Raw genomic sequence first — 13,415 nt, forward strand, 5'->3', positions numbered from 1 at the left:
CATCATGGCCAAAGATAACCGGAAACCGCCACAGCGTGAGGAGCTGCCCGAGCTTCTGACCGCTATCGAGGCGGCAGAATTTCTGAACCTGTCGCCCATCACCCTCAGCCATTACCGCTATCAGGGACGCGGGCCGATCTACCGCAAGCATGGCTGGCGCGTCTACTACACGAGAGCTGATCTGGTGGACTGGTCTAACCGCCAGAGATGGGCCTCGACCGGCGAGCCACTGCGGTCATGAGACGGCGGAAACGTGTGATCGGCGTTGGCCTTCTGGGCATCGGGCTCGCCCTGTTCGGCGCAGTTTTTACGCCTCAGGATCGGCTGATCTGGAACCGGACCGGCAGCGCGCCGCAAGGGCTGTACTGGCTGAGCGACGAGCCATTCACCCTTGGCCGATGGGTCGTCGTCTCAGCCAGAAGCGATGACGCGCAGTGGGCTCAGACCCAAGGATTTGTCGGGCGGGATTGGCCTTTATTGAAGCAGATTGCAGGGCTGCCCGGCGATGAAATCTGCCGTTGGGACACGCAGCTTCTGATCAATGGAAAAGTCGGGGGAGAGGCGCGATTGCGAGACTCTTCGGGGCGGGATTTGCCGTCCTGGGAGGGCTGTATGGTGCTTGGGCAAGACCAGCTCTTCCTGATGAATGCGCACCCGGACTCCCTCGATGGACGCTATTTCGGACCCGTTGAAATCCATGATCTCGTTGGCGTGGCGCGTCTGATCCTTGCTTGGCGGTGATCAGAGATGGCGGCGTATTCCGGCATATGGCGGCAATTTGCGGCGAAAGGTGGCATGGGATGGGCCAGCGAACCCGAACGGGCAAGATTAAAGGATGTACGTACACGTCCATCTAATGCCTTGTCTGCACGTCTTTTTTTCGTCGCCTTTTGCCGCAATTTGCGACATACAGGTTATGTGTGTTTTCCCATGAACATTGGGGATTGGGTGTCATACGCGCGGTATCGGCGTAGATGAAAGGGGACAGTGACTTCACCCCGCGCCTTGGGCGTATCCGAGATCGCGGCGAGGCTGGTGGGAAGTCATTTCGGCGTCAGGTGAAACGAGTTGCCGCCCGGCTTAGTAGACCGTCAAGCAAGCGCGGTTTTACCGGACGCAATAATGGCCGCGGAAATGGGGCGACGCCGCAAGCAATGCAAACGCTTCGGCAGATCAGCCGCGCACGCATGCGCCGCGTCATTGTGAAAGTCCATATTGCACGGGCGCGGGGAGGGGGTGGTGTGCGCGCATTTTCTGAGCATGTACGATACATCCAGCGTGACGGCGTTGAGCGCGATGGCAGCGGTGGCAAACTGTATGGGCCTGAGGGTGACGACATTGATGGCCGGGCATTTGCCGAGCGCAGTGGAAATGACCGGCACCAGTTCAGGCTGACGGTCTCAGCAGAAGATGGCGCCGAGCTCGGCGACTTAAAGACCAGTGCACGCGCGCTGATGGCTGCGATGGAGCGTGATCTTGGGACACCGCTCGACTGGGTTGCCGTCGATCACCACAATACAGGCCACTCTCACACCCATATTGTCATCAGGGGCAAAGATGCTCGCGGCAAGGATCTTGTGATTGCCAGAAATTATCTGACGAAGGGAATCAGGGGACGCGCGAAGCAGATCGTGACAGGTTTGCTCGGACCTCGCCGCGACTTGGAGATCGCCGCTGCCCAACAACATGAAGCGACGCAGGATCGGTTCACATCGCTGGACCGGGAGCTTGAGAAACAGGCAGTTGCGAACTGGATTGAGGTTGCACCCGCCCATCGTTCCGGTGATCGCTTTCGCCGGAGCCTTCAGCTTCAGCGCTTGCGGCATTTGGAAAGTCTGCATTTTGCAACTGAAACGAGCCGAGGCGTCTGGCAGCTGAAAGAAGGCTGGCAGACCGCGCTAAAAGCGATGGGACGGCGCGGCGATATTGTCCGAACGCTCAGCGCGGGTCTGGAACCTGGAGAGACTGCGCGGGGCGTACGTTTCTTTGAAGAACGGCCGAGTGATGCGAAGCCAATAACAGGTGTTGTCTTGTCTCAGGGACCAGACGATGAATTGCGCGGTACGCGCTTCCTTCTGATCGAAGACCTTGAAGGTACGCGCTGGCATGTGCCTGCTGGCGGCGTAGAGCCCGGTGGTTTGCCACCACGCGGGGCAATTGTTGAAGTCGCACCGTCTCAGCCCGCGCCGCGAGCCTCGGATAAGGTCATTGCACAGATAGCCGGGCAGACAGGCGGATACTATTCTGACGCGCTGCACGCTGAGGCCGAACCAACCGCGTCTCACAATTACCGGGAAGCTCACAAACGACGGCTCGAAGCCTTAAGGCGAGCGGGATTTGTGACGCGCCGCAAGGATGGCGTCTGGGAGATTGGTGAGGACTATTTGGACAAGGCGACGCAATATGAAACGAGACAAGGTGGGCGCACAAAGCTCAAGGTGCGGTCTTGGATGACACTGGACGCCCAGACCAAGGCCCATGCTGAGACGTGGCTGGATGGAAGGATTGCAGAGGCGGCAAATCCGTACAGGAGATTTGCCAAGGCGCAGCTGGCCCGTCTCAGCTTCTTGCGTGACCGAGGATTGCTTAGGGCGGATGAAGGTCAGCTCTCAGATGAGACACGTAAGCGCCTCCGAGAAGAAGAGCTCAGGCGAGCAGGCGCCTTTGAAGCGGAAAGGAGCGGCAGATCTCAGGTTACGCTGTCAAAAGGTGAACAATTTGAAGGCAAGTTTGAAAAGACCGTCGATCTCGCGTCCGGGCGAAGAGCGCTCATTGGAAGTGAGACAACTTTTGCGCTGGTGCCGTGGCGGCCGGAAATGGAGCGACACCGGGGACGATCCCTGATCATCGAACAAAAGGCAAAAAATCTGTCCTGGTCATTTCCATCCGGCAGAGGGCGAGGCCTGTCGCGATAGCGCTTTTGCAAAGTGTTGCCGGCATTTGCCGCCATTCTCACTGTGCGGGCGATAAAAGACGCGAGACATTGGGTGCGTTTTTATCACGCGGAGTATGACGATCGATGTCGCCGTCCAAAATCCTGATTGGCCAGTTTCTCATTGTGCTATCGATAATTGTGCTGACCCTGTGGGGAGCGACGCAATGGGTTGCGCATGAGCTTGGCTATCAGGCAGCGCTCGGGCGGCCATGGTTCGTGTTGGACGGACAGCCAGTCTATCGGCCCTGGAGACTGTTCCAATGGTGGTATGCCTATGAGGCGTATGCCCCGGAGGTTTTTGCCAAAGGTGGGGCGATTTCGGCAAGTGGCGGCCTGCTCGGCATTCTGGCGGCGGTTGTCGGGTCGGTCTGGCGTTCGCGCTGGGAACGCCGCGTGACGACCTACGGCTCATCGCGGTGGGCAGGCCGCCGCGATCTTGTGCGGGCGAGACTGCTGGGCGGTGACGGCGTCTTCCTTGGTACGTGGAAAGGCAAATATCTCCGTCATGACGGCCCGGAACATGTGCTTGCTTTCGCGCCAACGCGGTCTGGTAAAGGGGTTGGCCTTGTTGTTCCGACGTTGCTGTCCTGGACAGGAAGCGCTGTCATTCATGACGTCAAGGGCGAGAACTGGGACCTGACATCAGGCTGGCGCTCGAAACTCGGCCCATGCATCCGGTTTGATCCAACGGATGTGAACTCCCCGCGATATAATCCGTTGATGGAAGTTCGGCGCGGACCGAATGAAGTACGCGATGTACAGAATATTGCCGACATCCTTGTGGATCCGGAAGGCTCGCTTGAGCGCCGCAGCCATTGGGAGAAGACCGGACATGCTTTGCTGGTTGGCGTCATTTTGCATGTGCTCTACGCCGAAAAAGACAAGACGCTGGCAGGATGTGCGTCATTCTTGTCGGATCCCTCGCGGCCCTTCAAGGAAACGCTCTCGCGGATGATGAACACAAAGCATCTCGCCCGCGGGGACGGGGCGCGGTCGGTTCACCCCGTTGTCGCTCAGGCGGCACGCGAACTTCTGAACAAGGCTGAGAATGAACGCTCAGGCGTTTTGTCAACGGCGCTCAGTTTCTTGTCGCTTTACCGTGATCCTGTGGTGGCCGCAGTTACATCTGAGAGCGATTGGCGGATCAGCGATCTGGTGGAGGGAGCGCGGCCCGTCTCGCTTTATCTTGTGGTTCCGCCCTCGGATTTGTCGCGGACGAAACCACTTATGCGGCTGGTGCTCAATCAGATCGGGCGGCGGCTGACCGAGACGCTTCCAGATTCGGGTCGCCGGAAAGTGCTTCTGATGCTGGATGAGTTCCCGGCCTTGGGGCGGCTCGATTTTTTTGAATGTGCGCTCGCCTTTATGGCAGGGTACGGTGTTCGCGCCTTTCTGATTGCGCAATCCCTGAACCAGATCGAAAAAGCTTATGGGCCGAACAATGCAATTCTCGACAATTGCCATGTGCGGGTCGCCTTCGCGACCAACGATGAGCGCACGGCCAAGCGGATATCCGAAGCGCTCGGAACCAAGACAGAACAGCGATCCCAGAAAAACTATACAGGCCACAGATTGGCACCCTGGTTATCGCACATGATGGTGTCGCGTCAGGAGACCCAGCGCCAGTTGCTGACGCCCGGTGAGATCATGCAGCTCCCGCCCGACAGGGAAGTGGTCATGGTGTCAGGCGCTGCGCCCGTGCTCGCAGACAAGCTGCGCTATTTTGAGGACCGGAATTTCACGACGCGGGTTCTGTCACCGGCTGCTTGCGAGCCAGACGATAGTAAGAACACGTCGGAATGGTCAGATTTCATCGCAGAGCAAGGTTTCGAAGAGGGTAGCATGGCTACAGTGTCGGATGACGACGCCGGCCGAGAATTGCGCCACCAGTTGGAGCGCGAAGATGTGCTGAGTCACAATATTGGGGAACCCGGAGGTCATGAAGTGGAAGATGATCCTGCCGATCCGGCGGTGGCTCAGCACCTCGACGCTGTGCGCCAGGCGCTGGCGCTCGATGAAGTCGATCAGGATGTGATACCGGGGTGGTGAGCGATGAAACGAAATCGAATTAACATTCGCGTTACTGATGCGCTTTGGGAGAAGCTGGTGCTAGAGGCAAGCCTGCACGACGCAAGTATGACGGCCATCATCGAGATGGCTCTCATGCAATACTTCCATCCCGATCAGGTCGAGCGGCGTGATAGTGAGCTTCTTACACGCATGGACAGGTACGATGCGCGCCAGGACCGGATTGAAACCGACATTCGACTCTGCACAGAAACACTTGCCCAATATGTCTTGTACTGGCTCACGCGTATGGAGCCTTTGCCAGAGGCTGAGCGAGAGGCCGCGCATGCGCTGGGCAAGCGCAGATATGATCACTTCGTGCAGCAGGTGGCGAGGCGGATGGTCAGGTTGAAAGAACCAGGATCCGTAGTCTCCGACGACTGATGTTAGGCTAAGAGAAAGATGCTCATACCGGTCGTTTATCGACAGGTATTGGCCTGGCCGGTATCAGTGACTGCAACAGTCCCAGCCTTGCCTTGGTTCCGCCTAGACTGTCCCAGACTCCGATTGTTCATCGGTAAGTACAAGGATAGTCTCCCCTATTTTTAACCGTTAAGGCTCTCTCGTATCGCGGAATGACGATCTGTTGGCGTGAACTGGTATGACTCTAACAGAGCGATCTTTCACCAGATTTCATAATCTACTTTCGCGTCCTTATGCATCATAGCGTGGAACGGAAACACGGAGAACAAAAGGGCTCTTGGGAGGATAAATATGAACCAGAAGTTTAGATTCAATTTAAGCGGCGCAGCAATTTTGCCGATCGCCATTGCCCTTGCCGCGCCAGCCTATGGGCAAGTGGCAGATGTCCCTGCCGAAACAGAAGCGGAGCGGGAAGCAAGACTGACAACAGTGACTGTTACGGCACGTAAACGGGACGAGACGCTGATCAATGCTCCAGTGGCCGTGACCGCCGTTTCCGGAGCAGAGCTGGAAGCGCAAGGGGTCACGAACCTTGAGCAGATTTCCGCGCGCGTGCCGGGCCTGCAGGTCGGTCGGGGAGCGCAAACCTCGAACATCTTTATCCGAGGTGTCGGATCCGGAATCAACAAGGGGTTCGAGCAATCGGTTGGCCTTTATGTGGATGGCGTTTATCAGCCGCGCAGCCGCCAATTCTCACAGTCCCAGTTCGACCTGCAGCAAGTCGAGGTTCTGCGTGGGCCCCAGGGCGTTCTATTCGGTAAGAACACGGTTGCTGGCGCGATCAAGCTTGAAACGGCCTCGCCAGAAGTCGGGGAAGAACTCAATGGTTGGGTCGGTGTCGCCTGGGAACCAGAATTCAATACGCAAAGCTACTCGGGCGTCTTTTCCGCGGGCTTGGCGGATAATTTGGCAGGCCGGTTGGCAATTCGTTATACGACGACTGACGGATATGTTGAGAACCGTGTCTTTGATCGCGACGAAGCCGAGCGCGAAGACATGTTCGCCCGGGCGACGCTCGCCTGGCAACCAACGGAGAGTTTAAACGTTGAGACGAAACTGAGCTATCTTGAAATGGACGGGGTCGGTAAGGAGCTTACCATTAATGCGATTGATGATCGCCTGCCGACGCCTAGCACGATAGCGCTCTCACAAATGCTTCATCCAGACTTTGGAGTTTCTACTGGAGATACCGCTTATGTCAGCTTCAACGGCAATCCCGCATTCCGTGTCGGCGACCCTCCAATCTCCGACACGGAGACAACTGAATCATTGAGCGGATCTGTGAAGGCAGAATGGGAGTTCGATAACTTTACCCTCACTTCGATTACTGGCTACTCCTCTTTCGATTTCGCTCAACATCACGATGTGGATTTTCTGCCTGTCAGCTTCATTCACAATCTTGATGAAGAAGAACTGGACATGTTTAGCCAGGAACTTCGCATTGCCACAGACTGGGATGGGCGCATAAATTTCTTGGGCGGGCTGTATTATGAAAACCAGGATGCTTATATTGAAGAGACAACGGCGTTCAATGGCACATTTGGCGTTTTGCCAACATCGATTTTGCCCGGCGGTATTGTTAACGTTGCTCAACGCACTTTCTTCGATCAACAAGCCGAAACGATTGCGCTTTTTGGCGAGCTTGGCATTGACCTGACCGACAGCGTCACACTTGAACTAGGTTTGCGTTACTCCGAAGATGAGAAGAGCATCGATAAGAGTGTTGTTGTTGGAGCCGGCACACCCCGAGACTTCGTTGGCCTTGTCACACCCGCAGACACGATCGGGTCTGCCGATCTAACCGAATATCTAACCGCCGCCGCTACTGTTGGGGGTGCAGATGGATTGAACTCTGCAACGACTTTTGCCGCATTGCTCAACCGCTTTGCTGCTGACCTCAACGATACGCGAACAGAAGATCATCTTGATCCATCTGTAAAACTGCGCTGGCAGTATGCTGACAACGGGTCGGCCTATATTTCCTATTCCACTGGCTATAAATCTGGTGGTTACAATTTCAGTCCTGACACGGCGGAACCGGATGGGAGCCCGCGTCCGGGTCATGAATTTGAGGATGAGAAAGTCACGGCTTGGGAAGCTGGTATCAAGCACCAGTTCATGGGTGACCGTGCTCGCATCGGGGCAATCATTTTCCGAAGCGAGTTAGAAGACCTGCAGGTAACCTCGTGGAGTGGGACAAGCTTCGTGGTTGGGAACGCGGCTGAACTTCAAGTGCAGGGGCTGGAACTTGATGGCCAGTTCCTTCTCAGCGACGAAATCGAGATTGGCGGTGCGTTCGCCTATCTCGATCACGAATTCCAGTCCTTCCCAGGGGCAGGGTGTTCAGTGATCGAAACGGGCTTGGGCACATGCCCGGATTCTGCAGGTGTGGGTACCAAGGACCTTGCCGGCGAACGCGGGGCCTTTGCGCCCGAGTTCAGTGGTAACGTCTATCTCGCCTTCAATCGCAGTTTCGAGAATTTCGATCTGAATGCCCGGATTGGAGCCAACTTCAAGGACGAGATGTTCCTGGATGGCGACCTCGACCCGAACGCGTTTCAGGAAGGATATACGAAATTCGATGCTCATGTCGGGGTGGAGTTTGGCCGCTACGAATTCCGTGTATTCGGTCGCAACCTAACCGATGAAGCCACCTATACCGCCTCGGTCGACGCGCCACTCAGCCCGGGCGTGTATGTTGGCTGGATCGAAGAGCCGCGCGTGATTGGTGCCGAAGGCCGTATAAATTTCTGATCGTCTTGTAGCAGCCTCCTTTCCATCGAAGGGAGGCTGCTCCAGACTTGAGCAGTTGAAAGCTGACAATAGCAGGTCAGGAGCTTGCGAACATGAAACTCGATGGAAAAGTCGCTGTGGTTACAGGTGGTGCCTCTGGACTAGGCGCTGCTGCGGCGCGCAGTTTTGTTGAGCAGGGCGCACGCGTCGCGCTCTTCGATCTGAGCGAAGTCGCAGGAAACGCGCTCTGTGGCGAACTTGGAAACAAGGTCTGCCAGTTCTTCAAGGTCGATGTGACCGATGATCAATCGGTTGCGGATGCGGTGACAAATACCGTCGAGAAATTCGGGGCCATTCAGATTGCTGTCAACGCGGCAGGCATTCCGGCACCGACCAAAATTCTCGACCGGGACGGCAACCCTTGTCAGCTCGACAAGTTCACCAAGGTGATCATGGTCAACCTCGTCGGCACGTTCAACGTCATGAGTAAATGCGTCGCCGTCATGGCGAGGAACGCACCAGACGATCTGGGCGAGCGGGGAGTCGTTATCAATGTGTCATCCGGTGCCGCCTATGAAGGGCAAATAGGTCAGGCCGGCTATTCAGCGTCCAAGGCGGGTGTGATCGGTATGAACATGCCGGCGGCGCGGGAACTCGGAGCCGTCGGCGTCCGTGTCAACGCGATCGCACCGGGGCTGTTTTTGACACAGATGGTGAAGAGTCTGGGTGAGAAGGTGGTCGTTTCACTGGTCGACACTGTCGAGGCGCCACGCCGCGCCGGAGACCCCATGGAATTTGCACACGCATGCCAGTTCATCGTCGAGAATGGATACTTGAATGGTGAAACAATTCGCCTCGATGCGGCAACACGTTTGAGGGCGAGATAGTGGGGATTGAAACCGGCATCACCGAGCTTGAGAGGATATTCACCCTGCAGCGTTCCCTCACGCGAGAGCAGGTGTCCTGCAGCTATGAAACCCGGATGGACCTGCTGGCTCGTCTTGGGAAAATGTTCGAGACGCATGAAGACGAACTCATTAACGCGGTTACGGCTGATTTCGGAATACGCAGCCGGTATGAAACCATCCTGACAGACATCATGCTGGTTCTGTCGGATGTGAAATTTGCACGGCGCCATTTAAAACACTGGATGAAGCCGCGCAGTGTCAAAACTGACACGTTTGGATTGCCGGGATCTTCGCGGCTAATTCCGCAACCCCTTGGTGTCGTCGGCATTCTCGGAACCTGGAACTATCCCTATGGCACAGTATTCGCCGGTGCGGCGGGTGCGTTGGCGGCTGGCAACCGGATTATTGCCAAGCCAAGTGAAATTTCGGCTCATTCAGCTGAAATTTCGCAGCGTCTTGTTCGCAAGTATTTTTCAGAAGAAGAGATGGCAGTGGTAATCGGCGGCCCGGATGTCGCGCAGCAGATGACGTCTCTTCCATTCGATCATATTCTCTTCACCGGTTCGCCCAATACAGGTAAAAAAGTCGCCCAGTCGGCCGCAGCCAATTTGACACCAGTGACGCTTGAGCTTGGCGGCAAGTGCCCCATTATCATTGATAAAAGTGCTCATTTTCCAGAAGTCGCGCAGAGCCTTGTTTTCGGCAAGCTCCTCAACGCAGGACAAACGTGCATCGGTGTCGACTACGCATTCGTTCCAGAAGGGAGTGTAGAAGACTTTGTGTCAGCGCTCGCCAGGCAGGTGCACAAGTGTTTTGGCGAGATCGAAGCCAATCAGGACTATACAAGCATTATAAATCACCGGCAGTTTGACCGTTTGCGGGGACTGGTTGAAGACGCCCGCGCAAAAGGTGCCGGAGTGACCAATCTCGCAGGCAGTGGCGATGGCATGTTCGAGGCTGCTCATCGAATAGCCCCGCTGGCTGTGACCAATGTTGCAAGCGATATGGGGCTGATGCAGGAAGAGATTTTCGGGCCGATTCTGCCGATCCTGACCTATCGTACGGAAGACGAAGTAATCGAGTACATCAATGCTGGCGAGCGGCCACTGGCACTTTACTATTTCGGTAAAGACAGTGCAGGTCGACGAAAAATCCTTGGCGAAACCCATGCTGGCGGCGTGACCCTGAACGGCACGGTGATGCACGTCTTCCAGCGCCGTCTTCCATTTGGCGGCATCGGGCAAAGCGGGATCGGATCCTATTTGGGGCCGGGAAGTTTCGAGCGGTTCAGTCATTTGAAGCCGGTGTTCTCACAATCGAAGATCAGTGTGCTTAGCCAATTGCTGCCTCCCTATTCTTCGAAGACGGGCTGGTTGCTGAATCTATTTAAAAAGCTGCTTTAAATCGATCCTGTACGCAGCAATCTTAGGGTGGTGTAGACAAAAGGGAGGACAGTCTCTGTGTTCGGAATTTTCTCAAAAAAGCGCAATGACCGTGAACTGATGCCTGTTGACGTCGCTCCAAGTTCTGCTGCAGCATTGGTTTCGACAGAAGGCGGGCGGGTAAATTACAGCCGTGTCATGCAAGGGCTCGCGGAATCCTTCGGAGATCGTGAGGCGATTGTGAATCTTGAGCGTGGCCGCCGGCTGAGTTTTCGTGACTATCACATCATAACCAATCAGATTGCACATATTCTCAATGGAAACCTGAATCTCGGCGCGGGCGACCGATATGTCTGTATGCTGCAAAATGACAATCTCTCCCTGTTCCATTGGGGGTCAGCTGCAAAAGCTTATGCAACATGTTGTCATGCCAACTACCTCGACAGCCTGGAAACGCATCTTGGCCAGATCGACATCGTCAAGCCCAAAGTCGCATTCATCGAGAATGACCTCCTAGCCTCCCATGCTGGCCCGCTTACCGAACGCGGCATTCAGATTGTTGTGATGGATGCTCTGGTCAAGCCATATTCAGGCGTGTTGGCCCTTCCCGATCTTTTGGCGAACGCGTCGACAGAGAACACAGATATTGAAATCGATGATCGAACGCACGTCGTGCTCATGCGCTTTACAGGAGGCACGACTGGTGACAGCAAGTGCGCGAAGTATTCAATCGACAACATTCTGGGGTGCCGCGATAGTTTCCTGACACTTCCAGACCCGGATTTCTTCGATGGCTGCCGCATGCTGCATATAGCTCCCATTAGCCATGGCAGCGGTATGATGCTTTTGCCGGTTCTGTTCAGCGGTGGTTGCACGGTAACAATGAACGAGCCCAGTCTGGAGAACTGGTGCCGCTATATCCAGCAAGAGAAGATTTCTCACGCCTTCATCGTACCGACTCTGGCGTACCGCCTTTTGGAAATGCCCGAAGCACGAGAGTATGACCTATCCTCATTGCGCACGGTGTTGTATGGCGCGGCCCCCATGAGCCCGGCCAAGGCCAAGCTCCTGGTTGAGCGATTCGGTTCAATATTCACACAAGTGTACGGCTCCACGGAACATCTGGCGGCAACCCTCTGCCTAAGCAAGAAAGATCATATCGTGGACGCTGAGACTGAAGGCCGACTCGCGTCCGCGGGTCGACGCTCAACCGGGATCGAACTGTCGGTTTGCGATGATGATGGTAATCCAGTTCCTGTAGGCGAACTCGGCGAGTTCTATTTGCGATCGCGCTCAACCTGTCTTGGCTATGAAGGCAATCCAGAGAAGACGAAGGAGGAATTCGTCAACGGATACTGGAAGTCAGGGGATATCGGATATACGGACGAAAACGGATATTGCTACCTGGTTGATCGGAAGAAGGACATGATCATCACGGGTGGTTTCAATGTCTATGCGACTGAGGTTGAGGCCGCAGTCAACTCCCATCCTGGTGTTTTGATGTCAGCGGTTGTCGGTGTTCCCCACGAAGAATGGGGCGAGGCTGTACATGCGGAAGTCATCCTTAACGACTCTGTTGAGGTGGCCGAATCTGACCTGATTGCCTATGTAAAAGAGCAGATCGGATCTTTCAAAACACCAAAATCCGTGTTGTTCGTGGAGGAACTGCCTCTGAGCGTCGTTGGTAAGGTGTTGCGAAAGGATGTACGTAAGAAATACTGGGGCGGCCAGGTCCGCAGTATTGGCTGAAGCGTGTACAATCCTGTTCAAAAATTGGACAAACCGTCATGAACCGATAAAGCTTGTCATCGAAGACGGTCGTACAGGACAATCGATATTTGAACCACACATCATCAGGTAAGGCGCAACCAGAATTGAGTGAGACGCGGTCAGTCATTGCATCCTGGCTCATACAGATTGTGGCCATATTGGACGAATTTGACTTTTCCATTGATGTACCAGATCTACTGCGGCGTGCGGAAGTTGATCCTGATATTCTCCAGGACCCGAATGCCAGGGTGCGGTCTAGACGATTCAGTCGCTTCATTGAGCTCATCGTAGAGGCGACAGGTGATGAGACGATCGGGCTGAAGCTGGCCGAGCGAAATACGCCCGGCTCAATGCATGCGCTTGGGTATTCATTGTTCTCAAGCCGAACGCTGGAAACATTCTTCCACCGGTTTGATCGTTTTTTCAGGCTAATTTCTCATTCTGCTGAGACAAGGTCTGAAATCAGGAAGGGGTGCCTCATTCATTCCATTGAACTCAAGGAAGACGTGCCGCCGGTCCGCCAGGATGTTTTTTTGGCGACGGTGCTTCGCTTCGTCAGAATGGTTTACCGAGCGGACTATTCTCCTGTTTTGGTAAGAATGCGTCGTCCGAAACCTGGTAAGGTCGCGATGGATGAATTTGATGCCTTTTTCTGTTGTCCGATCGAATATGGTCACGACAGTCTAGAGCTGCATGTGGCCGAGAAGGACTATACGCGCGTGCTGCGCGGCGCGAATTCCGACATTGTTCGAAGGAATGACCAGATTGCGATGGAATACATTGCCCGGTTCGATGAACAACAAATTATTCCGCGGATCCGGGCGGCGATTGTCGAAATGCTACCGGATGGAGCTGTCTCCCTGGAGTCGGTTTCAAGAGAGCTAAATACAAGTAACCGAAGTCTTCAGCGCCAATTACAGGATGAGGGCACAACCTTCAACACCGTGCTCGACGATGTTCGCCAGCATCTCGCTATCGGCTATTTGCGGACAGGTCGTCGGTCCATCAAGGAGATATCGTATCTGTTGGGATACAAGGACCCCAGCAATTTCTCCCGTGCGTTTCGCCGGTTAACGGGGCAGTCCCCGCAGGAATTCCTCGAGAATGAGCGCCAGCTGGACGATAGCTGACATCGCTAGAGCTCTGCATTGCCTTGGGCGGCTCGACTGACGACGCTTTGGCGCACGGTGACATGCG

10 protein-coding genes are annotated in these 13,415 nt (G+C 55.2%); all 10 read left to right on the plus strand.

Going from position 1 to position 13,415, the window contains the following annotated elements:
* The first annotated feature begins 4 nt into the window (after window positions 1-4).
* Window positions 5-241 carry a helix-turn-helix domain-containing protein gene (locus tag HY17_RS05270; RefSeq protein ID WP_197020226.1) on the plus strand — a complete coding sequence of 79 codons (237 nt, stop codon included), beginning with the start codon at window positions 5-7 and terminating at the stop codon, window positions 239-241.
* Window positions 238-741, plus strand: coding sequence for a S26 family signal peptidase (locus HY17_RS05275; protein ID WP_034763782.1), 504 nt, complete (start codon window positions 238-240; stop codon window positions 739-741). The genes HY17_RS05270 and HY17_RS05275 overlap by 4 nt, the downstream gene beginning before the upstream one ends.
* Before the next feature lie 500 nt (window positions 742-1,241).
* Window positions 1,242-2,915, plus strand: a complete 1,674-nt coding sequence (locus HY17_RS05280) for a DUF3363 domain-containing protein (RefSeq protein ID WP_197020227.1) — start codon at window positions 1,242-1,244, stop codon at window positions 2,913-2,915.
* Between the two features lie 104 nt (window positions 2,916-3,019).
* A complete protein-coding gene (locus tag HY17_RS05285) occupies window positions 3,020-4,984 on the plus strand; it encodes a conjugal transfer protein TraG (protein WP_034763788.1) in 1,965 nt (654 codons plus the stop codon).
* Between the two features lie 3 nt (window positions 4,985-4,987).
* Entirely contained in the window at window positions 4,988-5,386 is a 399-nt protein-coding gene (locus HY17_RS05290) for a hypothetical protein (protein ID WP_051599722.1), read from the plus strand.
* Between the two features lie 330 nt (window positions 5,387-5,716).
* The gene (locus HY17_RS05295) at window positions 5,717-8,179 is read left to right on the plus strand and encodes a TonB-dependent receptor (protein ID WP_081812994.1); all 2,463 of its coding nucleotides are present in this window, start codon (window positions 5,717-5,719) and stop codon (window positions 8,177-8,179) included.
* A 92-nt stretch (window positions 8,180-8,271) separates the two neighbouring features.
* A complete protein-coding gene (locus HY17_RS05300) occupies window positions 8,272-9,045 on the plus strand; it encodes an SDR family NAD(P)-dependent oxidoreductase (RefSeq protein WP_034763796.1) in 774 nt (257 codons plus the stop codon).
* On the plus strand, window positions 9,045-10,469 hold the full coding sequence (locus HY17_RS05305; RefSeq protein WP_233348649.1) for an aldehyde dehydrogenase family protein: 1,425 nt from the start codon (window positions 9,045-9,047) through the stop codon (window positions 10,467-10,469). Before HY17_RS05300 ends, HY17_RS05305 begins: the two co-directional genes overlap by 1 nt.
* Before the next feature lie 57 nt (window positions 10,470-10,526).
* A complete protein-coding gene (locus tag HY17_RS05310) occupies window positions 10,527-12,197 on the plus strand; it encodes a class I adenylate-forming enzyme family protein (protein ID WP_197020228.1) in 1,671 nt (556 codons plus the stop codon).
* 89 nt (window positions 12,198-12,286) lie between these two features.
* Window positions 12,287-13,348, plus strand: a complete 1,062-nt coding sequence (locus tag HY17_RS05315; RefSeq protein WP_175354394.1) for an AraC family transcriptional regulator — start codon at window positions 12,287-12,289, stop codon at window positions 13,346-13,348.
* The last annotated feature ends 67 nt before the right edge of the window (window positions 13,349-13,415 follow it).

Origin of the sequence: Hyphomonas sp. CY54-11-8, from assembly GCF_000682735.1 — a bacterium.
Classification (GTDB): domain Bacteria; phylum Pseudomonadota; class Alphaproteobacteria; order Caulobacterales; family Hyphomonadaceae; genus Hyphomonas.

Coding starts and splice junctions, on each gene's coding strand:
- HY17_RS05275 (WP_034763782.1), top strand. CDS start 238: ATGAGACGGCGGAAACGTGTGATCGGCGTTGGCCTTCTGGGCATCGGG.
- HY17_RS05300 (WP_034763796.1), top strand. CDS start 8,272: ATGAAACTCGATGGAAAAGTCGCTGTGGTTACAGGTGGTGCCTCTGGA.
- HY17_RS05295 (WP_081812994.1), top strand. CDS start 5,717: ATGAACCAGAAGTTTAGATTCAATTTAAGCGGCGCAGCAATTTTGCCG.
- HY17_RS05270 (WP_197020226.1), top strand. CDS start 5: ATGGCCAAAGATAACCGGAAACCGCCACAGCGTGAGGAGCTGCCCGAG.
- HY17_RS05285 (WP_034763788.1), top strand. CDS start 3,020: ATGTCGCCGTCCAAAATCCTGATTGGCCAGTTTCTCATTGTGCTATCG.
- HY17_RS05290 (WP_051599722.1), top strand. CDS start 4,988: ATGAAACGAAATCGAATTAACATTCGCGTTACTGATGCGCTTTGGGAG.